A 26,366-nucleotide genomic window follows, 5' to 3' on the forward strand; every position below is an offset into this window, starting at 1 on the left:
CGCCAAAAGTTGACATCGCAGCGGTTTTTCCCTGAAAATAGAGTATACTAGTATTTTTTCGGGATGGAGGAGGCCTAAGTGAAAAAGAGCAGTGAAATAAGACAGACTTTCCTCGATTTCTTTAAGGACAAGGGTCATACGGTGGTGGAGAGTTCATCGCTGGTGCCGATCGATGATCCTACTCTGTTGTTTACCAACGCGGGCATGAATCAGTTCAAGGATGTTTTCCTGGGGATGGACAGGCGCAGTTACAGCCGCGCCGCCACCGCTCAGAAATGCGTGCGTGCCGGGGGCAAACACAATGACCTGGACACGGTGGGCAGGACCGCCCGGCACCATACCTTTTTTGAAATGCTGGGCAACTTCTCCTTCGGCGATTACTTTAAGCGCGATGCCATTGCCTATGCCTGGGAGTTTCTAACCCAGGTGGCCAAACTGCCCCGGGAAAAACTATGGATAACCATATATACCGATGACGACGAAGCCGATGCCTTGTGGCAGGAAGTGGCTGGGGTCAACCCGGAGCGCATCATTCGCCTGGGTGAAAAGGACAACTTCTGGGCCATGGGAGACACCGGGCCGTGCGGTCCATGCAGTGAGATCCACTATGATCGGGGCCCAGAATATGCTTGCAAGGCCGAGGTGTGCGGCATAGGCCAGTGCGACTGTGATCGTTATCTGGAAGTCTGGAACCTGGTGTTCATGCAGTACAACCGTGATGAAAGCGGCAATATGACGCCTTTGCCCAAGCCGAGCATCGACACTGGTATGGGATTGGAAAGACTCAGTTCACTACTGCAAGGTGTGGACAGCAATTTCGACACTGACCTGTTTACACCCATCATTAAATACATCGAGGCAATGACTGGAACGAAATACGACCGCGGTGAAGCAGGTTTTCCCTTCCGGGTCATAGCTGACCACAGCCGGGCCTGCACCTTTTTGATCAGCGACGGAGTCTTGCCCAGTAATGACGGACGCGGCTACGTGCTGCGCCGCATTCTTAGAAGGGCGGTGCGATTCGGACGCCTGTTAGGCATTGAAGAGGCTTTCCTGTACAAGAACGTAGACGTGGTCTGCGAGCTGATGCAAGATGCTTATCCCGAGTTAATGGAGCGCAAGGAGTTCGTAAAAGAAGTCATCAAGATGGAAGAACAGCGCTTCCTGGTAACCATCAACGAAGGCCTTAAAAAGGTTGAAGATATCATCAAGACCATGAAAAAAGAAGGCCGCCAGGTGATGAGCGGGGCCGAGGCCTTCATGCTCTACGATACCTACGGCTTCCCGTTGGATTCAGCCGAAGACGTGGCCGCCGAAAATGGAGTCGCAGTGGATCGGGACGGTTTCAATGAGCAGATGAACCTGCAGCGGGAGAGGGCCCGTCTGGCTAATAAAGGCGGAGAGGCCTATGCCCGCGAGTTAATTATCTCCGAGCTGTTGACCCAGATAGAGGCGCAAGCCACCACTTTTACTGGCTATGATACTCTGCAGGACCAGTCCCGGCTGGTGGCTCTGATTAAGGACGGAGAGCTGGTCAGCGCCGCTCAGGATGGACCCATCATCGCGGTTACAGCGACCACCCCCTTTTATGCCGAAAGCGGCGGACAGGTTGCTGATCGAGGGAGCATCACCGGACGGGCTGGCAGCATGTGGGTCGATGATGTGCAAAAGGTGGGTTCCTGGGTAATCCATGTTGGGAATCTGAAAGGGACTTTGACCGGCGGGGAAGATGTGGCCCTACAGGTTCAGCAAGGGCCTCGGCTGGACACTGCCCGTCACCATACGGCTACACATTTGTTGCATAAAGCGTTGCAGACGGTGTTGGGCGAACATGCCCAGCAAAAGGGTTCGCTGGTGGAACCAGACCGGCTGCGTTTTGACTTTTCGCATCTGGCGGCACTGACTGAAGAAGAATTGATCAGGATAGAAGAAATGGTCAACGAGTCCATCTGGCAGGCCTATGATGTCGGGGCAACGGTGAAAAGTCTGGAAGAAGCCCGCGCTCTGGGGGCTATGGCATTGTTCGGGGAGAAATACGGTGACACCGTGCGCATGGTGCAGGTAGCCGATTACAGCCTGGAGCTGTGCGGCGGCACTCATGTAAAAAATACCGGCCAAATAGGCCTTTTTAAGATACTGAGCGAGGGCAGCATCGGCTCCGGACTGCGACGCATCGAAGCCGTGGCAGGGAGAGCGGCTTTGCGTTACCTGCAGCAGATCGAGCAGGAGATCAAACAGGCTGCCAGCATCCTCAAAAGCAGTGAAAACGAGGTCAGCCATCGAGTGGAAGCGGTGACCCGCACCCTCAAAGAAAGGGAACGGGAGATCGATGTGTTGAAGGCTAAGATCGCCCGCAGTGCCAGTGAAGACCTGCTATCACAGTCGGTCAAAAAAGGCGACAGCCATATACTGATGGCCCAGTTGAGCGGGCAGGAGCCTGATACCTTGCGCCAGAATGCTGAGATGCTGAAGGATAAGTTGGGTAGTGCGGTAGTCCTTTTGGCATCGGCTAATCATGACAAGGTTGCCCTGGTATGTTTCGTTAGCAAGGACTTGGTGGAAAAGGGACTGCATGCCGGCAAAATAGTGGGTGAAGCAGCCCGGGTGACTGGCGGCGGAGGCGGTGGCAGACCTGATATGGCCCAGGCCGGAGGCCGGGAACCAGATAAAATTGAAGCAGCTTTAGAGGCAGCTCGGGCTCTAGTGGATAATTCTCTTCATTGATTAAGAGGAATATCCTGTCTCCAAGCCGAAAGAGTAACTGGGAGGGAACGAATATGGCACATGGACCTGGACATACGGTTAGTTTCAGCCTGGCCAAAGACGGCGAGGAAAGGGTCAAAAGCATTCTGCAGGCAGTGCACCAGGCCCTAGAAGAGAAGGGCTACAATCCTATAAACCAGCTGGTGGGGTTTATGATTTCAGGTGATCCGGCGTACATCACCAGCCATAATGAGGCCCGCAGCCTGATTTGCAAAGTTGACCGGGATGAGATTATGGAAGTGCTAATCCGGGATTATCTGGGCAAATAGCGGCCAAAGCGGTCGCGGTACTAAGAGTTAGCGTTAGGACAGATAATGAGAATAATGGGTTTAGATGTCGGTGACAAGCGTATCGGGATAGCCGTGAGCGACCCACTGGGATGGACAGCACAACCTCATTCGGTGTTGAACCGTAAAAGTCCCAGCCAGGATTATAAACGCCTGGCAGAACTGTGCACCAGCGAGCAAATCGATCTCCTGGTGGTGGGCCTGCCGCTAAACATGAATGGCACGGTCGGACCAAGAGCCCAGTTAGTCCAGGAATTCGCGGCGCAATTGTCTGCCTTTACAGGGCTTGAGGTGGAATACTGGGATGAACGGCTTTCTACCAAAAGCGCTGAGCGGACCCTCTTGGCGGCTGATGTATCCCGTCAGAAACGCAAAGAGGTTATCGATAAACTAGCCGCGGTCCACATTTTACAAGGTTACTTGGACAACCGCAGCCGGTCGGATAGGTTTGACGAAAACCATAATAAACTATAGAATGTCAATAGTTTGGAGAAAGAGGTGGCCGCTATGCACGATGGAGACCTGTTAGATGAAGATTTTCCAGTGTTAGTTCTGGTTGATGATGAAGGTATAGAACATCAATTCGAACTTCTGGCTGAACTGGAGATTGAGGAGAACTTTTACCGTGTCCTCATACCGCTGGAAGACGAAGACGAAGAGGAATGTGAAGTTGTCATCCTCAAGGTGGTGTACGATGAGGAGGGCAATGAATTCCTGAGTGATATCGATGATGAAGAAGAATGGGAAATGGTTGCCGATGCCTGGCAGGAACTGGTAGACAACGAAGAAATCTGATATCATCTATAAAAGAAGCCTTAGGGCTTCTTTTTGTTCGCTCTGATTAAATAGCATACTGAAATAGAAATGTAATATAATCGTAATAGTGTATAGATGATTTTACGCTTTGGGGGAAGGGTTTTGCCGACGATACAGTATGATACAAGATTTAAGAAGGCCGCACTCTGGGTAATTATCCTGATTCTGGGTATAATGTCAGCAGCAGGTCTTTTTTATTGGCAGGCTTACGGCAGCAAAGCGAATTTCTTCCCCGGCGTCAGCATTGCCAATACAGCGGTGGCAGGCTGCAATAAAAGCCAGGCCGCCAGTGCCCTGGAGTATAACATTAAGCAGGCCTACTTGCAGCCAGTGGTTTTCAGCTACGGCTCCTACCGCCATGAGACCAGCCTGGGAGAGTTGGCTTTTCCCGTGGAGACCGTCCGGGTAGTTGAGGAAGTTTATTCGCAGGAGAGCCAACGGGGATTGGTTTCCAAAGCCTCCAGTATTATCGGCAGCAAGACTATGGAGTATTCAATTCCCATTGAGTACCGGGCCGAGGTGGTAGAACAGCTCATAAGTGACTGGCAGGCCACTTTAGGAACCCCAGCGGTAGATGCCCGTTTGGAGATCGACCGGGTGCAAGGTTTGGTAGTTGTCCCTGAAAAGGTCGGCCAGGAAGTGGATTATGATGCTACCTGGGCGCAGATGCCGAAACAGTGGAACCCCTCAGCAGCCATCGAAATACCGGTCATAATGAAACAGAAAGAACCTGCCGTTGTAGCCCAGGATCTGAAAGGTATGGGGGAACTTTCTTCCTACACCACCTGGTATAAAGTCGCCGAAGTGGACAGGACTCACAATCTGACCAAGGCTGCCAATATAATTAACGGAACCATGATTAGACCGGGACAGATTTTCTCCTTCAACCAGACCGTAGGACCACGCACCGGGGTTACAGGATACCGCGACGCACTGGTCATCGTGGGGGACAAATTTGAACCTGGCACCGGCGGTGGTATATGTCAGGTTTCTTCGACACTTTACAATGCTGCGCTGTTGGCGGGATTGGAGATCGTGGAAAGATTCAATCATGGCCTTGCAGTAGCTTACATACCTCCCGGACTGGATGCTACCGTAGCTTACGGGTTGCAGGATTTTCGATTCAAAAACAATACCGACAGCCCGGTATACATTCGCAGCATAGCCGGGGGCGGAAAGCATACTATAAGCATATACGGCAATCTGGCTTACAAGAAAAACGTCAAATTGAGCTACGTTATAGACCAGGTGATTCCCTTCCAGGAGATACGAGAATTTAAAGCGGACTTAACACCAGGTTCGGAGCAGGTTGATCACAACGGTTCACCGGGATATATAGTGCGGTCCTTCCGCAGTTATCTGAACGCCAATGGAGAAATTATAGCCTCGGAGCAATTAGCTCGGGACCGTTACAAGCCCCTCAATAAATTGATCTATGTGGGTCCCGCAACTACGGTCGGCAATCCCCCGGAAGATGAAATGCCAGTGGACAATCCCGTAAAACCAGGTGATGAACCCAAACCCGATGATAAGCCAGATCCTGAAGATAAGCCTGAACCCGAAGATAAACCTGAACCTGAGGATAAACCCCAGGACCCTGAGCATGACGAGTTTGACCCTATGTCTTAGGAATGCAGTAATAGATTTTTTCTATGGATGGACGAAATGAGTGAAGTCAAAGTTGTGCGTAAGAAAAATACCATATTAATGCTGGCCGCAGTTTTGATACTGATAAGCCTGGGTCTTTTAGGTGGACAATTGATATCCCAGCAATACCGGCCATTAGATCCGAACGATACTAGCCTGATAGATATCCACATACCTCCGGCCAGCAGCGCGGCTGGGATAGCCGCCGAACTCAAATCTCAGGGCTTGATCCGTAATGAGGATTTTTTCCTGGCTTATTGCCGTCAGAAAGGCTTGGACAGCCAGTTGAAAGCCGGCCACTACCGTTTTTCCAGGAGCCAGGGGCTGGCTTATATTGCCGAGGCCATAGCCGAAGGCAGGGTAGTCACCATGTCATTGACTATTCCCGAGGGTTACACAGTGGCCCAAGTAGGAGAACTTCTGGTTAGCCGGGGCATATGCAGCTCAGAAGCCTGGCAGCAGGCGGTCAGCAAGAACTACGATTTCGCATTTTTGCAGGGAGGTCATCGCCCCGCAGTCCGGCATTCCCTGGAGGGCTTCCTTTTTCCGGACACATACACCATCGAGGAATCTACCTCCGCCGAGGATATAGTGAAGACCATGCTGAAAAGGTTTGAGACCGTATGGGACGAGCAGTTTGCCGCTCTGGCCAAATCGCAGAACCGTGACGTGCTGGAGGTGATTACCACTGCCTCTTTAATAGAAGAAGAAGCGCAGGTAGCAACGGAACGTGCCCGGGTCGCAGGGGTGATAGAAAACCGCCTCAGCCGGAATATGCTGCTGCAAATCGATGCTACTGTACTATACGCCCTGGGAATCAACAAACCTCAGGTTACATACGCCGACTTGAAGGTGGAATCACCGTATAACACCTACCTCCACCTCGGGCTGCCGCCCGGTCCTATTGCCTGCCCCGGTGAGGCTGCCATTCATGCGGCCTTGCATCCCGAACAGCATCAATATTTGTATTATGTGGCCAGGGGAGATGGAAGCCATGAATTCACCACTACCTTCCAGGAGCACCTGGCCGCTCAGAAGCGCTATGCGAAATGATACCATCCAGGCCACAACATCAATAAGGATTTCAGAGCAAGCGCCTAAGCGGCCCGAGCTGTTGATTCCCGCAGGAGACCTGGAAAAACTGCACACTGCCCTGCTGTTTGGCGGAGATGCGGTATATGTAGGCGGCCAGGAGTTCAGCCTGAGGGCTTATGCCGACAATTTTGACCTGCCCTCTCTGGAGCAAGGGGTACGGTTTGCACATAACCAAGGGAAAAAAGTATTTGTGACGGTCAATATTTTGGCACATAATCGTCATCTCCAAGCTTTGCCCGCTTTCCTTGAGAAGTTGGGGGAATTGCAGGTTGACGGTCTTATAATATCTGATCCCGGGGTGATGAGACTAGCCGGGAATCTTGTACCCCACATACCCGTCACTGTCAGCACCCAGGCCAATGTCAGCAATTATGAGAGCGCGGCAGTGTTTAAAGATCTGGGAGCCCAACGCATTGTCCTGGCCAGGGAATTATCGCTTGAAGAGATCGCTGCTATCAAGGCTAGAGTCCCGGTGGAGGTCGAGGTCTTTATCCATGGAGCCATGTGCGTTTCCTATTCCGGCCGCTGTCTATTGTCGTATTATATGACCGGACGCAGTGCCAATCAAGGTGCCTGTGCACATCCCTGCCGTTATCGGTATGCCTTACAGGAAGAGAAGCGCCCCGGACAGTATTTCCCCATCGAAGAGGATGAACACGGCACCTATATACTCAATTCCAGTGACCTGTGCCTGCTAGAGCATATACCGCAATTGATACAGGCCGGGGTCGATGCCTTCAAAGTGGAGGGGCGTATGAAGAGCCCCTTGTACACCGCCAGCACTGCCCGGGTTTACCGCCAGGCTATTGATTTTTGGCTGCAGACCGGGCAGCCGTATACTCCTGAGTTGATGGCAGCCTGGCAGCAGGAATTGCAGGGTATTGCCACCCGGCCTTACACCAACGGTTTCATTATGGGTCCTGCCCAGGACCTGCAGGACGCCTCTAAGAGCCGAGATGGGGATTACCGCCTGGAGTTTTGCGGGATAGTGAAAGGTTATGATAGCGGCTCAGGCCGGCTGGAAATTGAACAGCGCGCCAATTTCGGGCCGGGAGACCAGCTGGAACTGATGATTCCCGGACAGCCCATAAAACCCTGGGACTGTCGGGAGATATATGACGAAAACGGACTCCTTCTTGACCGAGCCCGCCATGCCCGGCAAAGGGTATGGGCACCATATGGGGCAGCGGTGGCGCCATACTCCATATTGCGGCGTGTTTCCAAGAGGGCGGTCAAATGACGACACCTGCTCCCGATACGATTCACCTTATGGTCAATCCCGCGCATATCGACTGTTTGAACCGCATCCTGGAAGGGTATGAACACCTGGGGGTCTTATCCACCCTGGACCGCCGGCAGGGGTTGGCGGTGGTGCGCGGCACTGCAGACACCTATCAGGATTTAATGCACATTTTGAATCACCTGCCTTTTGAGATTGCCATCAAATCTGAATAACTGGTATAAGCCCGCAGAGATGAGCTAATGCTAAAAAAAAGCTAATGAGGGGGCACCAGGATGCGCTGGCGCATCGCCATTATAGCAGCCATGATGCTGTTTATTTTCATTTTTCTGGGCGGCAAACTGGTCCATGACCAGTTGATAAACGGCCAGGGTATGGCCCGAGCTGCAGTGCAAATGAGAAGCCAGTCTATTCAGTTGAAAGAATATTCGCGCGGAGCCATCTTGGATCGAAATGGTATAGCCCTCACCGACTGCAGTAAAGACTATGCCCTTTATGCTGTGCCCGGGGTGATCAAAGCACAGCATGGCGATAATACCAGCCTAAAGGAGGCTCTGGCCTCGGTCGAATCTCTGCTTTCCCCCCATCTCCATGAAGACACCCAACAAGAAATCAAAAACCACCTGGCTCATGCCCCGACAGAATCCCGCTCCCTGCTGAGGATTGCTTCCCATCTGGAGGAAGATGAGGTGGAAGCGGTCCTGGATATGAATCTGCAGGGGGTAATGGTGGCGCCCATAATCAAGAGATACCGAGAAGATGGTTTTGCCGCCCATATCCTGGGATATGTGGGAGCCTCAGGCGATGAAGGCCAGTCTGGCATTGAAAAGAGTTATGACCATATCCTGGCCCGGTCTGCTGCTGATCTGGAACTGGTTTCTATGGTCGACGCGCGCAATTCAGCTATCAAAGGTTTGATGTTTAGACTGCGCCAGGACCAGGAAGACAACCGGGGTACGGTGGCCTTGACCATTGACCGGCGTGTCCAGGAATTGGCGGAAATGGCTATGAACCGTCATGTAGCTCGGGGCGCAGTAGTGGTCATGGATATCAACACCCGCCAGGTATTGGCTATGGCCAGTCGGCCCAGTTTCAATCCTTATGATAACATCGGTCTGATCATTGCCCATGATCCCTACAGCACCCTTACTAACCGGGCCCTAAGCCGCTATTACCCCGGTTCCCTGTTTAAAATCCTCCTCACTGCAGCCGCCCTGGAAGAAGGGGTAATTACCTCTGGAGATTATTTTGACTGTGATGGGGCTTATGATTTCAATTCCGAGGTTTCCATCTCTTGCCTGAAGAAGGAAGGGCACGGCCATATCGATCTGACCACGGCTTTTATCCGATCTTGCAATCCCAGTTTTATCGCTATTGGTGAGCGGCTGGGCCGCAGCGCTTTACTGGAATATGTAGACCGCTTCCACCTCACCGACGAAACTTTGCGGGGGTATATAGAGGATCATGATTACAGCTATGTGGATATTGAGCCCGTGCCAGCAGCGTTGGGGAATGCCAGTGTAGGACAAAAAGGAGTCATGCTCACACCCTTGCAGCTTACCTCCATGATTGCCACTATTGCCGATGGAGGCGCATGGAAAGCCCCTTCATTGGTGAGGTACACTATCGACCAACAGGGGCAGGTACACAATTTGCCCGAAGAAGCCAAAGAGCAGGTGATCAGTCCTCAAACCGCTGCAGTGGTGCGTGATTTGATGGAAAAGGTGATCACTTCCGGTTCCGGGCAGAGCGCCGCATTGCAAGAAATCGCCATAGCCGGCAAAACCGGCACCAGTCAGACTGGTGCTCTGGATTATAATAGCACTCCGCCCCGTGAAGTACTGAATGTATGGTTCGGAGGATACTTCCCCGCGGATAATCCCCGATTTGCCATCGTGGTCCTGGTAGAAGATGGTGAAAGTGGCAGTCAAAATGCCGCCCCGGTTTTTCGCGACATTGTCAAGGGGATGATGGACTATTACTAGAAAGAGACCTTCTATTAGACCTGTCATTTTGGGTAGAAAATCTGCAAAAAATACTTTGACCTTTATTGACTATTAATCAAGTACATACTATAATGATAGACAGATATAGGAAGGCAGTGTTGAAATAAGGGAAATATTGATCTAGCCGTAAAAAGAGCATACTGTTTCCATATGAATTTGGCACAAATTAAGGAGGAGGTGTCAATATGGCCAAAGCAGTGGGAATTGACCTGGGTACTACCAACTCCGTTGTCGCAGTGATTGAAGGGGGGAGCCCCACGGTCATAATAAATGCCGAAGGATCCAGAACAACTCCTTCGGTAGTCGCATTTAAAGAGGGCAAAGGCCGCCTGGTAGGACAGGTTGCCAAGCGTCAGGGGGCCTTGAACCCTGAAAAAACCTTTTACTCGATCAAGAGATTCATGGGCCGACGCTATACAGAGGTTGAAGCTGAGCGCCAGCTGGTGCCGTATCAAGTCACCTCAGGCCCTGCAGACGCAGTGCGCTTTAAGGTGGACGACAAATTGATGGCTGCGGAAGAGATTTCCGCCATGGTTTTGAGCAAGCTGGTGGAAGATGCCTCCAATTACCTGGGGGAAAAGGTGGTCGATGCGGTCATCACTGTACCGGCTTATTTCAATGACGCTCAGCGTCAGGCCACCAAGGATGCCGGGAAAATTGCAGGACTGAATGTTTTGAGGATAATCAATGAGCCTACTGCGGCAGCCCTGGCTTATGGACTGGACAAAAAGAACAATGAGACCATTTTGGTTTTCGACCTGGGTGGAGGAACCTTTGACGTATCCATTCTAGAGGTGGGCGATGGGGTCTTCGAAGTGAAGTCGACCAATGGCGATACCCACCTGGGTGGAGACAATTTTGACAAAGCTATTGTGGATTGGCTGGCGGAAGAGTTTAAGAAAGACTACGGCATCGACCTGCGCAAAGATAAGCAGAGCCTGCAGCGTTTGACCGAGGCGGCCGAAAAGGCCAAAGTGGAATTATCCAGTGTGTTGGAGACCACGGTCAGTCTGCCCTTTATCACAGCCGATGCCGACGGCCCCAAACATCTGGACATAAAGCTGACTCGGGCCAAATTCGAGGATTTGGTACATGAATCGGTGGAAAGACTGCGCGGGCCTATCAAAGCAGCTCTGAGTGATGCCAAGCTGACTGCTCAGGATATAGACGAGGTCATATTGGTCGGTGGTTCTACCCGAGTGCCGATAGTGCAAAAGGTAGTGGAGGAGCTGACCGGCAAGAAACCAAATATGAGCGTTAACCCTGACGAAGTAGTTGCAGTTGGGGCAGCTATACAGGCCGGAGTGCTCTCTGGTGAAGTCAAAGATGTGGTCCTTTTGGATGTGACCCCCCTGTCCCTGGGGGTGGAAACTATGGGCGGCATTATGACCCGCATCATCGAGCGTAATACCACCATTCCGGTTCGGCGCAGCGAGGTGTTTTCCACCGCTGATGACAATCAGCCTGCAGTCGATATCCATGTCCTGCAGGGTGAGCGGGAAATGGCCCGCGACAATCGCTCTCTGGGACAGTTTAAGCTGGATGGTATTCCGCCTGCTCCGCGGGGGGTGCCACAGATCGAAGTGACTTTTGACATAGATGCCAACGGCATCCTCAAGGTTACCGCCAAGGACAAGAGCAGCGGCAAAGAACAGCAGGTGACTATCAGCGGTTCATCGAACCTGGATAAGGGCGAGATTGATAAGATGATCCGGGATGCTCAGGCCTTCAGCGCTGATGATCGCAGGCGCCGTGAGGAAGCCGAAAAACGCAATCAAGCCGACGCTCTGGCCTATCAAGTGGAACGTCAATTGGCGGCGGTGGCGGAACAATTGGCGCCTACTGACAAGGCAGCCATTGAGAATAAACTGGAACAGTTGAAAAATGCCATCAAAGAAGGCAGTTCAGCTGAAACTCTGGAAACCCTGATGGCTGATTTAAATGCTGCCGCACAGGCTATGGCCAGTGCGGGGCACAAAACGGCGGATCCTAATGAAGCTACCCGCCCAGATGATGATGTCATCGATGCCGAATATGAAGAAAGATAAACTATTCCGCTAATTGGAGGCAGGAAAAATGGCAGTGCAATATCAGGATTATTACCAGGTTCTGGGGGTGGAGCGCAATGCTGACGCCAAACAGATCAAGGCGGCCTACCGTAAACTAGCGAGAAAATGGCATCCTGATCTGCACACTGGTAAAAACAAAGAAGAAGCGGAAGAAAAGTTCAAACAGATAAATGAGGCCTATGAAGTGTTGAGCGACGCCGATAAAAGGGCTAAATACGATCGCCTCGGGAGCAACTGGCGGGCGGGGGACCAATTCACCCCGCCGCCCGGCAGTGAAGGCTTCTACACTTACAGCACGGCTGATTTTGACCCTGCTGATCTGGGCGGCTTCAGCAGCTTTTTCGATGTTCTGTTCGGAGAGGCCAGAAGAGGCAGGCAGACCCAAACCGATTTCGGAGCTTATTATGACCGCCCCCGGAGGGGTGAGGACATAGAAAGTCAGGTGGATATAAGTCTGGAAGAGGCCTTGCATGGCGGAACCCGCACCTTTACCCTGACCGGTTCGTCGGCTTGTCCGGAATGCCGCGGTCAGGGCTTCAAGGACCAGGGCTTCTGCCCGCGTTGCGGAGGCACCGGAGCCATACCTGAGCACAAAACCCTGCAGGTCAATATCCCTGCCGGGGTATATCAGGGCAGCCGCATCCGCTTAAAAGGCCAGGGAGGGGAAGGATTAAACGGAGGAGCGCGGGGCGATTTGCACCTCAAGGTAAACATTTTGCCCCACCCTCGTTTCAGGCTGCAAAATAGCGACCTGGAAACCGACCTGGTATTGACTCCTGAACAGGCGGTATTGGGTGATAAGCTACCGGTAATGACCCTGGAAGGCAACATTGTGATGACCGTGCCGGCAAATAGCCATAACGGTCAGCGCATGCGGATCAAGGGCAAAGGGATGCCCCGTAAGGAGGGTCAGCGCGGTGATTTATACGTGAGGTTGAAAATTGACATACCTAGTAACCTTAGCCCGGAAGAACTCGAACTGTACCGACAACTGCACGAAATCCGAAAAAGGTAGGAGAACAGAATGAGCATATACAGAGTTTTCTACCATGATGAAGGGGAAGCCATGCCATTATCTCAAATTGATATCCACCCCGAGTTTCTGCAGCTGCTGGCAGAGCTGGGAATCATCGAGATAAGGGATCACCGTATCGCAGTCAGCCATCTGCGAAAGATGTCCAGAATCATGCGGATCAGGCAGAGGCTCAAGGTCAATGTCAACGCGGCGGCCATCATTGTGGATTTATTGGAACGAATTGAATCCCTGGAGGATGAAATCGAAGCTTTGAAGAAAATGAGGTGATGAGATGAATGTAGAACGCCTAACCCAAAAATCGCGGCAGGCCTTGTCTGAAGCCCACCAACTCGCAGCAGAGAAGCACCACCAGGAAGTCAACAGCAAGCATCTGTTAAAAGCCTTGTTGACACAGGAAGAAGGCATTGTACCGCGTCTCTTGGAACAGGCCAACATCAACCTGAATGCCTTTGACCAGCAGCTCAACCGGCTATTAGAAAAGATTCCGGCCGTTTATGGATACGAAGGTTCGGTGTATATGAGCGGCTCGCTGGCCCGGGTATTAAACCAGGCGGAAAAAGAGGCCCAGCTATTAAAAGACGATTATGTCAGCGTTGAACATATACTTTTGGCTTTGATCACCGACAGTGAGAGCGACCTTAAAACCTTACTGCAAAATATGGGGTTAAGCCGGGATCAGATTTTCAATGCCCTGCGTACAGTGCGCGGTTCGCAGCGGGTGACCAGTGAGAATCCCGAGGAAAGCTATGAAGCTCTGAGCAAGTATGGCCGGGACCTGACCAAACTGGCCGGCGAGGGAAAACTGGATCCGGTGATCGGCCGGGATGAGGAGATACGCCGGGTGATCGAGATCATCTCCCGCCGCACCAAGAACAACCCCATATTGATAGGTGAACCGGGAGTAGGTAAAACCGCTATAGTGGAAGGACTGGCCAGACGCATAGTGGCCGGTGATGTCCCTGAAGGCTTGAAGGGCAAGCAGATCATATCCCTGGATATGGGGGCTCTGGTGGCGGGGGCAAAGTATCGGGGCGAGTTTGAGGAGCGGCTCAAAGCGGTTTTGAAAGAGGTGCAGGATTCCAACGGCACGGTGGTGTTGTTTATCGACGAATTGCACACCGTGATCGGTGCCGGAGCAGCAGAAGGAGCCATGGACGCCAGTAATCTGCTGAAACCGATGCTGGCCCGGGGTGAGTTGCGGGCCATCGGGGCTACCACCCTGGATGAGTACCGCAAACATATCGAAAAAGACGCGGCTTTGGAGCGCCGCTTTCAACCGGTGTTTGTAAATCCCCCGTCAGTGGAGGATACCATTTCGATACTGAGAGGGCTAAAGGAACGCTATGAGGTGCACCACGGGGTGCGCATACAGGATGCTGCCCTGGTGGCGGCAGCGATGTTGTCGGACCGTTATATTTCAGATCGCTTCCTGCCTGACAAGGCCATCGACCTGATGGATGAATCGGCAGCGCGCTTGCGCACCGAGATTGACAGTATGCCTGCCGAACTGGATGACATCACTCGCCGTATCATGCAGTTAGAAATTGAGGCTGCGGTTTTGGAAAAAGAGAAAGACCCGGCCTCCAAAGAGAGACTGAACAATATACTGAAACAGTTGCAGGATTTGCGCAGTGAATCCGATGTCATGAAAAGCCAGTGGCAGACTGAGAAAGAAGCCATCTCCCGGTTGAGGACCATTAAGCGTGACATCGAAGAGTGCCGTACCGAGATCGAACGGGCCGAGCGTGAATACGACCTCAACCGGATCGCCGAGCTGAAGTATGGGCGGCTCAATCAATTGGAAAGACAGCTTAAAGAAGAAGAGGCTCGCCTGGCTGAAAGCGAGATGCATCGCTTGCTCAAAGAGGAGGTCGATGAAGAGGACATCGCCCGGGTGGTGAGCCGTTGGACCGGTATACAGGTAAGCCGCCTGATGGAGGGTGAACGCGAAAAGTTGATGCACCTGGATGAAATTCTGCATGAACGAGTAGTCGGGCAAAATGAGGCGGTGGAAGCCGTAGCCGATGCCGTCTTGCGCTCCCGCAGCGGTCTTAAAGACCCCAACCGTCCGGTGGGCAGTTTCATCTTTCTGGGTCCTACGGGAGTTGGAAAGACGGAATTGAGCAAGGCTCTGGCAGAGGCCTTGTTCGATGATGAGCGCAATATAGTCAGACTGGATATGTCAGAGTATATGGAAAAACATAGTGTAGCCAGACTGATCGGGGCTCCGCCCGGTTATGTAGGTTATGAAGAGGGAGGCCAGCTCACCGAAGCAGTGAGGCGCAAGCCTTATTCGGTGGTATTGTTCGATGAGATTGAAAAAGCCCATCACGATGTTTTCAATGTGCTTTTGCAGATTTTGGACGATGGTCGCCTAACTGATGGCAAAGGGCGTTATGTAGACTTCCGTAATACCATTATTATCATGACCTCCAATATTGGCAGCCATGAGATACTGAGTTTCTCCCAAAGCGGGGGACGGTATGAGGAGATGCGCACCCGGGTCCTGGATTTGCTGAAAATGCACTTCCGGCCAGAATTCTTGAACCGAGTGGATGAAGTGATAGTGTTTCATGCTCTGGAAGCAGAGCAGATCGAGCATATCGCGGCGATGTTACTGAAAAAGCTGGCTTTCCGCTTTCGCGAGAACATGCAGGGCATGTTTAGTTGGGATAAAAGCGCTCTGAAATACCTGGGCAGACGGGGTTATGATCCTAATTATGGAGCCCGGCCGTTGAAACGTTTGATACAGCAGGAAGTGGAAACTGCTTTATCCAGGCAGATCATCAGCGGAGCTATAGAGGCAGGGGACAATGTGGTCCTGACGGCAGTACAGGACGAGCTTAAAATGAATGTAGAAAAGGCTTCCAGATAGAAGATCGGTGTCAGGGGGACGGGGTTGTCACAGGGACGGGGTTGTTGACAACGATTGTTGTCAACAACCCCGTCCCTGTGACAACCCCGTCCCCTGATCTTTCAAGCGGGCGAAAACCCCTGTTGTTCATACCACTCCTCTTTTAGGTAATCGTATATCCGTTCAAGCTTTTCCATATGTTCGCGTTCCCAGCGGGACAAATACTGGCACAATTGTTTGACAGCCATATTATTTGTCTGTGTAAGAGCCCGGTCATAGTAATCCATAGAGGCTTTTTCCATCAATACCCCAGTGCTGATCACTGATATTTCCAAATTGCTTTTTAACTTTCCCAGCTTCATGAGGTCAAAAATTCCGGTGGAAGGAATATCGCCCCAATCCGGTTCTTGAGACAGGTTCTGGCCGGTGCTCAATCCCTGGTAAAGCTTGCGCAAAGTCTGCTGATGTTTGACCTCTTCATCGGCCAGATGTAGCAGCAGGGTGCGGATCTCCCCAGAACCAAGGTGTTCTGCAGCCAGGCGGTAAAATGTCTCTCCTTCAACCTCGTTAAGGATCGCCACCTGCAATAATTGCAATTCTGTGGTTGACACCTGTTATCACCTCCATGTCTGTTTATTGCTTATTATACCAGGCATTGGCACCTCATATGTGAATTTTTCGATGGTCTTCACGGCGGCGAACTGCATAAAGTAAGGCTTGATGCGCAAAGACTAAGTGAAAAAGGAGGCAAAGCAATATGGCCTTACTAGGTGACCCTTTTATAGCTACCATATCCAAACAGTTATCCCCGCAGGAACTGCTGCAAGCTATCAGAGCGGACATGGCCGGAGAATTAGAGGCTATCATCGGTTATGAAGCCCATGCTATGGCCTGTAATGATGAAAGAGTAAAACAGATCCTGATCCAGATCGCAGATGATGAAAAAAAGCACGTAGGGCAATTACAGCAGATTCTGCATATGCTTAACCCGCATGAGCAGCAGATGTTTGATCAAGGCCAAAACAAGATCATGCAACAGCAATCGCAGAACTTTTCGTCCATGCAATAGAGCGCATTTCATCATGTCCTGGCAGACTTTTTAAATCTACCCTGGCGGTGTGCAAAAGGCTATAATTTACTTAATAGCTTATTGGACAGGACTGGGAAAGGAGCGCTAGATGAGTACAATAATAAAAGTGGCAGGAATGAGCTGCAATCACTGCAAAATGGCAGTTGAGAAGGCCTTAAAGGCAGTCCCCGGGGTTGAGAAGGCCCAGGTCGATTTGGAAAAGAAGCAGGCTGTGGTAGAGGGTACGCCACAACGGGAAGAACTGGTCAAAGCCATTGAAGATGCCGGTTATGAGGTGGAGTCATAACATCCGTTGCGGAGTTGAAAATCCTTTGCATTCCAGAGCCATATTTATTATCATAAATAAAGCGTAAAAGGGATTATCTCGCATCTTGTGCAGGTAATCCCAATGATTTGGGAGGTGAACTAATGGTAACTAAAGATATGATCATAAAGGATATTGTTGAAAAATATCCTCAGACCCTGCCGGTGTTCGGTCAGTACGGCATGGGTTGACTGGGATGCAGTGGGGCTTTATTTGAGAGCCTGGAACAGGGGGCATTAGCCCACGGTATCGATGTAGAGTCAATGCTTAAGGCGCTTAATGAACGGCTGCAAAAGTAGCCATTTTTTAAGATAATCTATCTGATTGAGGTGCTTATGGTTAACCAAGTCGGCACAGTACTAGCTGTCAACATCTCCGCCAAGCGCGGGGAGAAGAAACGTGACGTGGGTGAGGCCTACCTACAGGAAGGTCTGGGTATTACTAGCGACGCTCACCGCGGGGGATGGCATCGGCAGGTCAGTCTGTTGTCACTTTCCAGCGTGGACAAGATGCGTGCCCTGGGGATCAGTATCGACTATGGCGATTTTGCCGAAAATCTCACCGTTTCTGGTCTGGAAGTGTATACCTTGCCGGTCGGTACCAAACTGCGTATTGGCAAGGCAGTGGCCGAAGTCACACAGATCGGCAAGTCCTGCCACAATCAGGAATGTGCCATCAAGAAGCAAGCCGGCCATTGTGTTATGCCTTTGGAGGGAATTTTCGTTAAGATATTGGAATCCGGCCCGGTTAAACGCGGTGATTCGGTGGAAGTATTATAAGGGGACGGGGTTGTTGACAACAATTGTTGTCAACAACCCCGTCAGACCGTGCGAAAAGTCCTCGAATTCATGAACTGTGCTCTCAAAGTGGGGGACAGTCGTGCCATTCCGAACTAAATGCCAGCCCCCATCCCATATATCAGCCCCAAAACAGCCAAAAGTGGGGCGCCCAAAAAACGTAGAATAGTTTTTACACAGTCTGCCGTCCCCCTGACACCTTTAGCCTCATTTCGATTATTTCCAAACATTTTCCCCTTTTGCTGTGATATGATGAGGCTAGGGGGTGAAGGGCATGAATAGATGGTTTTTATTGATTCTTATCATTATATTGATGATGCCAGTATCCTCTTGTACCATACTGCCCTTTGGCCAAGAACCCCCTGCACAACCTGCTATCGCTCCGCCGCCTGTACAAACATCGTCTCAACCCGATCCGGTCAACCCAACTACTCCAGTTGAGCCTCCCGCTGTCGACCCAACGGTTGAACCTAAGCCCGCTGATCCTGGTCCGCCCACGTCCTCCCCGGGATATGATTGGTACTTTCGCCGCAACAATCAGCATACCACCCCCGGGGCTCTGGCCGAAGCAGGGGAGTGGCTGCAAAAGTACCGGGGATTCTATGTTTTGCCCAACAACAGCAACAGGATCTACCTGACCTTCGATTGCGGCTATGAGCTGGGTTATACCCCGGCTATACTGGATACCCTGCAAAAGCATAATGTCCCGGCTGCTTTCTTCATCACTGGCCACTATATAAAAACCAGGCCGGATCTGGTCAAACGCATGCATCAGGAAGGGCATCTGGTATGCAATCATACCTGGGATCATCCTGACCTGAGCACCTTGAACGCATCCCAGATAGAACGCGAACTGCAGCAGTTGGAAGAGGCCTACCTGAAACTGACCGGCGCTCCCCTGGATCCTTATCTGCGTCCGCCTATGGGTCGCTATTCCGAATACAGCCTGGCTCAAACCAGCCGTTTAGGGTACAGCACGGTATTCTGGAGCCTGGCATTCAAAGACTGGGATCCCAATCAACAACCCGGTGCAGAGGTATCGTACCGCGAGGTTATGAACAACATCCATCCCGGAGCAGTGATACTGCTACATGCCGTTTCCGAAAGCAACACCCAGGCCCTGGATAAGATTCTCACCGATCTAAAGGCCCAAGGGTATGTTTTGTCCCGCTTTGAATAAACCCTGCCTACTGTACCGGAGTCCCTTGCTAGCCTGCCCGTTTAGGAATATTATATTATTGTTGAGTTTTACTGACTTTTTGATCGGGGAAACGGTCTCTGCTTATAGAAGGGAGCTTGGCAGTGCTTTTTTTTGCTGATTATCATACCCATACCTCACATTCAGGGGATAGTGAGGCCCCCATGGAGGACATGGTACAACGCGCTGTGGAAATGCAACTGAAACAACTGGTATTCACCGATCATGTGGATTACGATTATGCCGATCCCAATTTTGAAATGATAGATTTCAATGCCTATAAACAGGAGTTCGATGAACTGAAAAACCGCTTCCGCGACAAGATAGATCTGGTTATGGGGGTGGAGGTAGGATATCAGCCCCATATTCAGGAACGGATTAAGACGCTATTGAAGAGTTATCCCTTTGAATTTGTAATATGCTCCACCCATATGGCCGATAACATGGATTTCTATACCGGGGCTTTCTTTGAAGGCAAAACCTCCCAAGCGGCCTACGAACGTTATTTTCTGAATGTTTTGGAAGGTATTCGCCAGATGGATGATTTTGACGTCTATGGGCATCTCGATTTCATCATGCGCTATGGCGATTACCCGGTCAAGCAACTGCATTACCGCGATTATTCCGATATGCTGGATGAGATCCTGCGCCGTCTCATATACTTGGGAAAAGGCCTGGAGGTGAACACCTCTGGATTCCGCTACGGTTTGGATCAACTGCATCCCCAGCAGGAGATATTGAAGCGCTATCGGCAGTTGGGCGGAGAGATAATCACCGTCGGATCAGACGCCCACTTTCCCCAGGACATCTGCTGCCAGTTCCAGTATGCTTATCAGGCCTTAGCCGATCTGGGGTACAAATACCTCACCATATACAAACAGCGCCAGCCCGACTTCATCAAGATCCTGTAGTGTCAGGGAATGTCAGGGGAGTTCTCTGACACACCATCCACCACCACTCGCGGACAAAGTTCCACAAAATACCTGCTCAAAACAGTCACTTTTCATCATTTTTACTCATATGATGTAAGGCGCTCTAATTTTAGGGAGGTGGTATTTTGAGCATTCTCACCGGGTTTATTGCCTTAGTGACCTTGCTTAAAGGAAGTCTGCTGCTTTTCGCCTATCTAAACAATCAAGTTTTTCCTCAACCATTGAAAGAAGAAGAAGAGAAAGCGCAGCTGTTGCTGCTCAAACAGGGCAGCGAAGATGCCCGCAACATCCTCATCGAACACAACCTCAGACTAGTGGCTCATGTAGTAAGGAAATACGAGAACAGCGGCGAAGACATGGAAGATTTGATTTCCATAGGTACCATCGGCCTAATCAAGGCCATAAAGACCTACAATGACGAGAGAGCGGTCCGCCTGGCTACTTATGCCGCGCGCTGCATAGAGAATGAGGTGCTTATGCACCTGCGCAATACCAAAAAACTGAAGCAAGAGGTATCTATATACGATCCCATCGGCTTTGACAAAGAAGGCAATGAAATCTCACTGATCGATGTGCTGACTACTGACAATGAAATAATCGACAATGTGGAGGCGAAATTACAGGAGGAAAAGGTGCGCAGCACCATCGGCATTCTCTCCCGGCGCGAGAAGCAGGTCATCGAAATGCGCTACGGTTTGTTCAACGGCCTTAAAGAGACACAACGTGAAATAGCTCGTAAAATGGGCATATCTAGATCCTATGTGTCCAGGATAGAGAAACGCGCCCTGAAAAAACTCATCAGCGAGATCAGCGTGCAAACGTAAAAATATGATGCTGGGGAATGAATCCCCAGCATTATTCCGGGACCATCTTAGGACAGGCTGTGCAGCATGACCTGTTCCGGTACTGCTAGGTCGGCTGGGCCGGTTTATTCGGATGGTATAAGTATTTCCACAGATTCGCCGAGCAGACAGCACATAGGCCGGGCTGTGAAGAATCGGAGTAAATAGTTTTACAAAATAGGACTTATGGGCAATATAAGTGGTTATTGTTTACTAAACACTTGCGGGATTAATGTCCAAGAAGTAGAATGGTACTATATATAGTATAATATAAGTCAAATCACACAATTATCTCTATATGAACATATAGATGGAGTGAACATACATGGATTCCCAGGACCGCATTGACATGCTCAATAATGAAATCCACACTATGCGCAAAGCAGTCAGCGAGTTATCTGCCTTGAACAATCTTCTGTATGAGGAGATTGAGCAGCTCAAGCAGGACCAAGCCAGGCTGCAGGATAACCAAGAGCGTACGGCATCGGCGCTGTGGGCCAGCCAGGAGTTCTTGTGGGAGTGGAATTTGCTCAATAACACGCTTTACATAAATGATAGTTGGAGCAGAACACTCGGCCAAGAATGGGATGAGGAGCGGCGCCCTCTGCAGGAGTGGAAGGGGTTATTGCATGAGGATGACATCAATGCGGTCATCGAGGCGGCTCAGACATATGTTGAGGGTCCGGAGAAGCATTTTGAGACTGTGTGCCGTATCAAGAATGGTGCGGGAGATTGGCTCTGGGTGCGCATCTCGGGAAAAATGATCTTTCAGGATAGCAGAGGGAGAACCATTAAGGCTCTGGGGCTGGGCGGAAGAACTGCACCGCCGGTGGCAGTCGATCTCACAGACCAACTCTTGAAGCATCAGGCCATGGAGGAGAGCGAGCCGCGATATCGGGCGCTTTTCGAGAACAACCCCATTGGCCTTTTCAGGTATGAATCCAGTGGCACTATCACTGATCTTAATCAATATATGCTAGAGGTGCTGGGAGCTCCATCCAAGGAAGCCTTAAGTCACTTGGATCAACTGGCGGCATCGGAAAAAGAAATGTCGCTCATCAAATATGAACTGTTGGAAACGGTGAAAGAAGGTAAGTCCGGCACCGGGGAGATTCACTTCCTTTCCTCCTGGGGCCGGGAAGTATGGCTGCAATATAAGGCTAATCCAGTATATGACCATACCGGTAAAGTCACCGAGGTAATAGTGGCCTGTGAGGAGATCAGCGAGCGCAAACACGCTGAAGAACGCATCCGCTATCTCAGCTTCAATGACCCTCTGACGGGGCTTTATAACCGGGCCTTTTTTCAGGAAGAACTGAAAAGGCTGGACACGCAGAGACAGCTGCCAATGAGTATTATTATGGGTGACTTGAACAGCTTGAAACTGATCAACGATGCCTTCGGACATCAAAAAGGCGATGCGGTTTTAAAGGCGGCCGCCGAGGTCTTGCGTGCCTCCTGCCGCAAGGAAGACATCATCGCCCGGTTGGGTGGGGACGAATTCGTGGTTCTGCTGCCTATGACCAATGCCGAGGTAGCGGATGAGATATGTAATCGTATCAAGAACAACTGCAGGAAAACTGAAGAAAGCGCTGATCAGGTCAGCCTGGCCTTGGGTATGGCCACCCGCACGGATATAACTCAAGACATTGATGATGTGATGCGTGAGGCCGAAGATCGTATGTATCGCAATAAGCTTATCGAAAGCCGCAATATCCGCAGTTCTTTTATTCTCTCGCTGGAGCGCACCCTGAGAGAGAAGAGCCATGAGACGGAGGATCATACCGCGCGTCTGCAGCAAATGTCCAGTATGATAGGCAAAGGCATGCGAATGAGCGAAACGGAACTGGATGCATTGAACCTCCTGTCAGCCCTGCATGATATCGGCAAGATCGCCATACCCAGCACCATCTTGGATAAGGCTGGTAGTCTATCCCACGAGGAATGGGATACCATGAAAAAGCACCCCGAGATCGGCTATCGCATCGCGTTGTCCACTCCCGAACTGGTGCCCATCGCGGAGGCTATCCTGGCGCACCATGAATGCTGGGATGGCAGTGGCTATCCACTTGGCCTGAGAGAAGAGAAGATTCCCTTGCTGGCACGGATCCTGGCGGTGTGTGATGCCTATGACGTGATGGTCAATGGGCGGCCTTACCGCGAGGCCATCAGCAAGCAGGAAGCGTTGCAGGAATTGCAGAACTGTGCGGGCACCCAGTTTGACCCGAGTGTGGTCAAAGTGTTTGTGGAAAGAATGGCTTGAATCAGGATTTGAGCAGATCTAAGAAGTGCTGCAGTATGCGCGAGGTCATACCCCAGATAACCTCCCCCTCCCAGAAGTAAAAATACTGCATATAACTGCCGGTGCGCATGGGGTAATTCTTCCCGTGAGGTATCAATTCGAAGGGGAAGTCCTCCTCCATGAACATACGCACCGAAACATTGTGTTGCTGAGGCTCTGTATTCATGAGGAAGGAAAGAGGAACGTATAACAGCCGTTCCACCTCCTGGTGGTTGGGATTTATTTTGCTGCGGTCGTTGATAAAGGCCAGATAAGGCACAATAATGAAATTGCCGGGATGAACCATTACATCCAGCGGCGCGATCACTTCGATATCTTCAGGATCAAGGCCTAATTCTTCACAGGTTTCTCTGATGGCACTGGCCTTAGTACCCCGATCATCGGGTTCCATCCTGCCTCCCGGAAAGCAGATCTCACCGGGCTGCCACTTTAGGGTAGCAGCCCTTTTCTCGAACACTACATAATAGTCCTCATCTTCTGCAATCAAAGGCACTAAGACGGCATATTTTGATACTTCTGCATGGCCGAGGACTTTGGCCTTACGGCCTTTAAAGGAACGGATCTTGTCTAGCATAAGCCCTCCCTGAAAACTTAAGGGGCGATCTGGTATTGTGCAAGTGTCGAGGTCACCACAGTATCGCCGGATTTGAACTCGCGTTTGACCAGTCCCACATTTTCTTTGTAATACTCCGTCACCACACTTTCAGGGGTGCGAGTCTCAATCTGCAGGCATTTTTCGAATTTACCTGCCGGGGTGTCAACGGCTGCCTCCACCGAGACTAGCTTTTTCTGCATATTGCCGCTGGTCCAGGTGGTGCCTGCAACCAAGGGAGCCTTTATTACAACCGTGCTGTCATTGCCAGCGAAATTGGGACTGTTTAAAAGATTATCGGGTTGGTATTGTTCCCCTTGAAAATAGACCCTGGTCACGGCATCGGCATTAGCCTCAAAAACCGCACTGCTCACTGTGCCGCCATTGGATTCCTTAAACTGGCCGCGGTTGTCACGGCTGAAAATCGATTCCCGGGTGAATGCTGCATATTCATTGCCCTGGCCCTGATAAGTCCAGGTGCTGCCGGCTTTTATGGGAAAAAAGGATTGAGCTGTCAAAACCGGTGGAGTAGGCTGCGGCGCGGGGCCATCGGGTCTAGGGGCCGGATCGCCCCCTGAGGGTGGCGACTGCTGAGCACAACCAGCAGCCAGCAAAACCAGACAAATTATAGTTACCTGAAGCAATCGGCGCATTGATATCCACCTTTCTTCCATTAATATCTATTATAATTGGTAACCCCTGGCGGGTCCATATTTTCCATGCAGGCAGCTGGTCAGGTGTTTTTTCGCTGTGCTGCTGCACGATAGTCACCCGTTTTAAAAGGAGTTCCAGTCTGATATAGTATTTTTAGTAATACACTGTTTTATTAATGGCGACTCCCTGTAATAAATCAGATTATATATTACTAAAATATCAGTATGTATCGAGTTTTTTAAGCAGCAGAGGGTGACATGCAGTAAGGTGGAGGGGGGATGGGCCTGTGCCAGAATTGCGTAAGGATATGGTCAGAGACAACTGGGTGGTGATAGTGGCGGATAATGCTCTAAAACCAGGGGAGTTTCCCATCAACCGCAACTGTGTCAGCTCTCATTTTGACGGCAGCGACTGCCCCTTCTGCGAGGGGCATGAAAGCAGGACTACACCTGAGATCGCGGCCATCCGCTTGCCTGGCTCCACAGCCGATGCACCGGGATGGCTGGTCCGTACGGTACCCAACAAATTTGCGGCTTTCAATCTGGAAGGGGAATTGCGTCACTTTCGTGAGGGCCTTTTTGAATGTTTCAACGGTCTGGGGCATCATGAAGTGGTGATCGAGACGCCGTGGCATTATCAGGAAATACAGCAGCGCGATACCAAACATATAGGCCAGTTCTTCCGTTTGCTGCGGCAAAGGTATCAGGAACTGAGGCGTGACGACCGTATCAAATATATTCAGATCTATAAGAACCGGGGCCTTTTCGCCGGAGCTTCGCAACAGCACAGCCACAGTCAGATTTTGGCCTATTCCATAGTACCGGAGCAATGCACCGCTATTGGCCGCTATTTCGATGAACATCGGCGCTGTCTTATCTGTGATATTATCAAGGCGGAGCTCGCCCACCGGGTGCGGATAGTGGCGGAGACAGATCATTTTCTGATAATATGCCCTTATGCCTCCAGATTCTGCTATGAGGCCTGGATCGTACCCAAGACCCATACTGAACACTTTGACGGCATATCCGATGCGGAGATTGGCGACCTGGCGGTCTTGAGCAAGGCATATATAGGCACCATGATGGATACTCTTGACCAGCCGGCTTATAATATCAGTATCAATACTGCACCGGTCAACAGCGTGGAGGATCGGGGTTATCATTGGTTCATGGAGATCTCCCCGCGCCTCATGGTGCAAAATGCGGTAGAGATCGGCACAGGGTTTTATATGAACCCGGTGGCCCCGGAACGGGCCGCACAGATTTTAGGCCAGACCATGAGAGAAGGCCGCAAGGGAGCATCACATGATTGACAAACTGTATCCTCACCTGTATGTGGCAGCTCTGGCTGACATCCCCCTGGAAGCCTTGAAGTACCGTGGCATCAAAGCATTGATCTTTGACCTGGACAACACTATCACCGAATGGAACAGCAATGTGGTGGAATCCCAGGTGGGAGAATGGTTCAAAACTATTAAAACCGCCGGCTTCAAGGCCTGTATTTTATCTAATAATAAAAAGCAGCGTTGTCTGGCAGTAGCCGATCACCTGAGCATCCCCTTTATTTATAAGGCCAACAAGCCACGCCGCGGTGCATTTTACCGGGCGATGGAACTGATGGCGGTAAAACCTGAGGAAACGGCCGTGATCGGCGATCAGATCTTTACTGATGTTCTTGGAGGTAATCGTGCCGGCCTTTATACGATACTGGTCACTCCCCTGACCAAAAAGGAGTTCATGGGTACCAAGATCTCCCGCGCTATGGAGAAGATGGTTTTATACCGTTTGAAACGCAGAAATGTGCGTAAAAACGGGATCTAAATATATTATCGCGGTTGTTCTG

The 26,366-nt window shown here is 50.9% G+C and carries 25 protein-coding genes and 1 pseudogene; 23 read left to right on the top strand and 3 right to left on the bottom strand.

Annotated features, from left to right (window positions below):
• The first annotated feature begins 78 nt into the window (after nt 1-78).
• From alaS to clpB, 13 genes are all read left to right on the top strand, one after another.
• Nucleotides 79-2,724 (top strand): alanine--tRNA ligase, encoded by a 2,646-nt coding sequence (gene alaS / locus AC15IQ_RS07860; RefSeq protein WP_483178412.1) that lies wholly within the window; start codon nt 79-81, stop codon nt 2,722-2,724.
• 53 nt (nt 2,725-2,777) lie between these two features.
• A complete protein-coding gene (locus AC15IQ_RS07865; protein WP_483178413.1) occupies nt 2,778-3,032 on the top strand; it encodes an IreB family regulatory phosphoprotein in 255 nt (84 codons plus the stop codon).
• Between the two features lie 45 nt (nt 3,033-3,077).
• Nucleotides 3,078-3,524: a Holliday junction resolvase RuvX gene (gene ruvX, locus AC15IQ_RS07870; RefSeq protein WP_483178414.1), complete on the top strand. Its 447-nt coding sequence runs from the start codon at nt 3,078-3,080 to the stop codon at nt 3,522-3,524.
• Between the two features lie 12 nt (nt 3,525-3,536).
• A complete protein-coding gene (locus AC15IQ_RS07875; protein ID WP_483178415.1) occupies nt 3,537-3,845 on the top strand; it encodes a DUF1292 domain-containing protein in 309 nt (102 codons plus the stop codon).
• Between the two features lie 123 nt (nt 3,846-3,968).
• Complete coding sequence (locus tag AC15IQ_RS07880; RefSeq protein WP_483178416.1) at nt 3,969-5,495, top strand: VanW family protein; 1,527 nt, start codon at nt 3,969-3,971, stop codon at nt 5,493-5,495.
• 27 nt (nt 5,496-5,522) lie between these two features.
• Entirely contained in the window at nt 5,523-6,566 is a 1,044-nt protein-coding gene (mltG, locus tag AC15IQ_RS07885) for an endolytic transglycosylase MltG (protein ID WP_483178417.1), read from the top strand.
• The gene (locus AC15IQ_RS07890) at nt 6,508-7,848 is read left to right on the top strand and encodes a peptidase U32 family protein (protein ID WP_483178418.1); all 1,341 of its coding nucleotides are present in this window, start codon (nt 6,508-6,510) and stop codon (nt 7,846-7,848) included. Before mltG ends, AC15IQ_RS07890 begins: the two co-directional genes overlap by 59 nt.
• On the top strand, nt 7,845-8,063 hold the full coding sequence (locus tag AC15IQ_RS07895; RefSeq protein ID WP_483178419.1) for a DUF4911 domain-containing protein: 219 nt from the start codon (nt 7,845-7,847) through the stop codon (nt 8,061-8,063). Before AC15IQ_RS07890 ends, AC15IQ_RS07895 begins: the two co-directional genes overlap by 4 nt.
• Before the next feature lie 60 nt (nt 8,064-8,123).
• On the top strand, nt 8,124-9,833 hold the full coding sequence (locus tag AC15IQ_RS07900) for a peptidoglycan D,D-transpeptidase FtsI family protein (RefSeq protein ID WP_483178420.1): 1,710 nt from the start codon (nt 8,124-8,126) through the stop codon (nt 9,831-9,833).
• Nucleotides 9,834-10,039: 206 nt separating this feature from the next.
• Nucleotides 10,040-11,902 carry a molecular chaperone DnaK gene (dnaK, locus tag AC15IQ_RS07905; RefSeq protein WP_483178421.1) on the top strand — a complete coding sequence of 621 codons (1,863 nt, stop codon included), beginning with the start codon at nt 10,040-10,042 and terminating at the stop codon, nt 11,900-11,902.
• Nucleotides 11,903-11,930: 28 nt separating this feature from the next.
• Nucleotides 11,931-12,938: a DnaJ C-terminal domain-containing protein gene (locus AC15IQ_RS07910; RefSeq protein WP_483178422.1), complete on the top strand. Its 1,008-nt coding sequence runs from the start codon at nt 11,931-11,933 to the stop codon at nt 12,936-12,938.
• Nucleotides 12,939-12,947: 9 nt separating this feature from the next.
• Nucleotides 12,948-13,226: a chaperone modulator CbpM gene (locus AC15IQ_RS07915; protein WP_483178423.1), complete on the top strand. Its 279-nt coding sequence runs from the start codon at nt 12,948-12,950 to the stop codon at nt 13,224-13,226.
• Nucleotides 13,227-13,230: 4 nt separating this feature from the next.
• Nucleotides 13,231-15,834, top strand: coding sequence for an ATP-dependent chaperone ClpB (gene clpB / locus AC15IQ_RS07920; RefSeq protein WP_483178424.1), 2,604 nt, complete (start codon nt 13,231-13,233; stop codon nt 15,832-15,834).
• A gap of 101 nt (nt 15,835-15,935) precedes the next feature.
• Here the strand turns inward: clpB and AC15IQ_RS07925 are convergent, their stop codons facing one another.
• On the bottom strand, nt 15,936-16,424 hold the full coding sequence (locus tag AC15IQ_RS07925) for a ferritin-like domain-containing protein (RefSeq protein ID WP_483178425.1): 489 nt from the start codon (nt 16,422-16,424) through the stop codon (nt 15,936-15,938).
• 146 nt (nt 16,425-16,570) lie between these two features.
• Here AC15IQ_RS07925 and AC15IQ_RS07930 point away from each other — a divergent pair, with 146 nt between their 5' ends.
• The 8 genes and pseudogenes from AC15IQ_RS07930 (at nt 16,571) to AC15IQ_RS07965 (ending at nt 23,239) form a co-directional block, all read left to right on the top strand.
• The gene (locus AC15IQ_RS07930; RefSeq protein WP_483178426.1) at nt 16,571-16,882 is read left to right on the top strand and encodes a demethoxyubiquinone hydroxylase family protein; all 312 of its coding nucleotides are present in this window, start codon (nt 16,571-16,573) and stop codon (nt 16,880-16,882) included.
• A gap of 109 nt (nt 16,883-16,991) precedes the next feature.
• Nucleotides 16,992-17,189 (top strand): CopZ family metallochaperone, encoded by a 198-nt coding sequence (locus tag AC15IQ_RS07935; protein WP_483178427.1) that lies wholly within the window; start codon nt 16,992-16,994, stop codon nt 17,187-17,189.
• A gap of 122 nt (nt 17,190-17,311) precedes the next feature.
• Nucleotides 17,312-17,506: pseudogene (locus AC15IQ_RS07940) on the top strand (DUF1858 domain-containing protein).
• A gap of 36 nt (nt 17,507-17,542) precedes the next feature.
• Entirely contained in the window at nt 17,543-17,986 is a 444-nt protein-coding gene (locus tag AC15IQ_RS07945) for an MOSC domain-containing protein (protein ID WP_483178428.1), read from the top strand.
• A 292-nt stretch (nt 17,987-18,278) separates the two neighbouring features.
• Nucleotides 18,279-19,184 carry a delta-lactam-biosynthetic de-N-acetylase gene (pdaA, locus tag AC15IQ_RS07950; RefSeq protein ID WP_483178429.1) on the top strand — a complete coding sequence of 302 codons (906 nt, stop codon included), beginning with the start codon at nt 18,279-18,281 and terminating at the stop codon, nt 19,182-19,184.
• Between the two features lie 122 nt (nt 19,185-19,306).
• On the top strand, nt 19,307-20,113 hold the full coding sequence (locus tag AC15IQ_RS07955; protein WP_483178623.1) for a histidinol-phosphatase HisJ family protein: 807 nt from the start codon (nt 19,307-19,309) through the stop codon (nt 20,111-20,113).
• Between the two features lie 152 nt (nt 20,114-20,265).
• Entirely contained in the window at nt 20,266-20,958 is a 693-nt protein-coding gene (gene sigK / locus AC15IQ_RS07960; RefSeq protein WP_483178624.1) for an RNA polymerase sporulation sigma factor SigK, read from the top strand.
• 343 nt (nt 20,959-21,301) lie between these two features.
• On the top strand, nt 21,302-23,239 hold the full coding sequence (locus AC15IQ_RS07965) for an HD domain-containing phosphohydrolase (RefSeq protein ID WP_483178430.1): 1,938 nt from the start codon (nt 21,302-21,304) through the stop codon (nt 23,237-23,239).
• A 1-nt stretch (nt 23,240) separates the two neighbouring features.
• On the opposite strand, the gene AC15IQ_RS07970 is transcribed toward AC15IQ_RS07965, so the two are convergent.
• Both AC15IQ_RS07970 and AC15IQ_RS07975 read right to left on the bottom strand, forming a co-directional pair.
• Nucleotides 23,241-23,852: an NUDIX hydrolase gene (locus AC15IQ_RS07970; protein WP_483178431.1), complete on the bottom strand. Its 612-nt coding sequence runs from the start codon at nt 23,850-23,852 to the stop codon at nt 23,241-23,243.
• A 17-nt stretch (nt 23,853-23,869) separates the two neighbouring features.
• On the bottom strand, nt 23,870-24,523 hold the full coding sequence (locus AC15IQ_RS07975) for a hypothetical protein (RefSeq protein WP_483178432.1): 654 nt from the start codon (nt 24,521-24,523) through the stop codon (nt 23,870-23,872).
• 287 nt (nt 24,524-24,810) lie between these two features.
• On the opposite strand from AC15IQ_RS07975, the gene AC15IQ_RS07980 reads away from it, so the two are divergent.
• Nucleotides 24,811-25,836 carry a galactose-1-phosphate uridylyltransferase gene (locus tag AC15IQ_RS07980; RefSeq protein ID WP_483178433.1) on the top strand — a complete coding sequence of 342 codons (1,026 nt, stop codon included), beginning with the start codon at nt 24,811-24,813 and terminating at the stop codon, nt 25,834-25,836.
• Nucleotides 25,829-26,344: a YqeG family HAD IIIA-type phosphatase gene (locus AC15IQ_RS07985; protein WP_483178434.1), complete on the top strand. Its 516-nt coding sequence runs from the start codon at nt 25,829-25,831 to the stop codon at nt 26,342-26,344. The genes AC15IQ_RS07980 and AC15IQ_RS07985 overlap by 8 nt, the downstream gene beginning before the upstream one ends.
• Nucleotides 26,345-26,366 lie beyond the last annotated feature (22 nt).

Origin of the sequence: Syntrophomonas sp. DTU019 (assembly GCA_913757435.1) — a bacterium.
GTDB lineage: Bacteria > Bacillota > Syntrophomonadia > Syntrophomonadales > Syntrophomonadaceae > DTU019.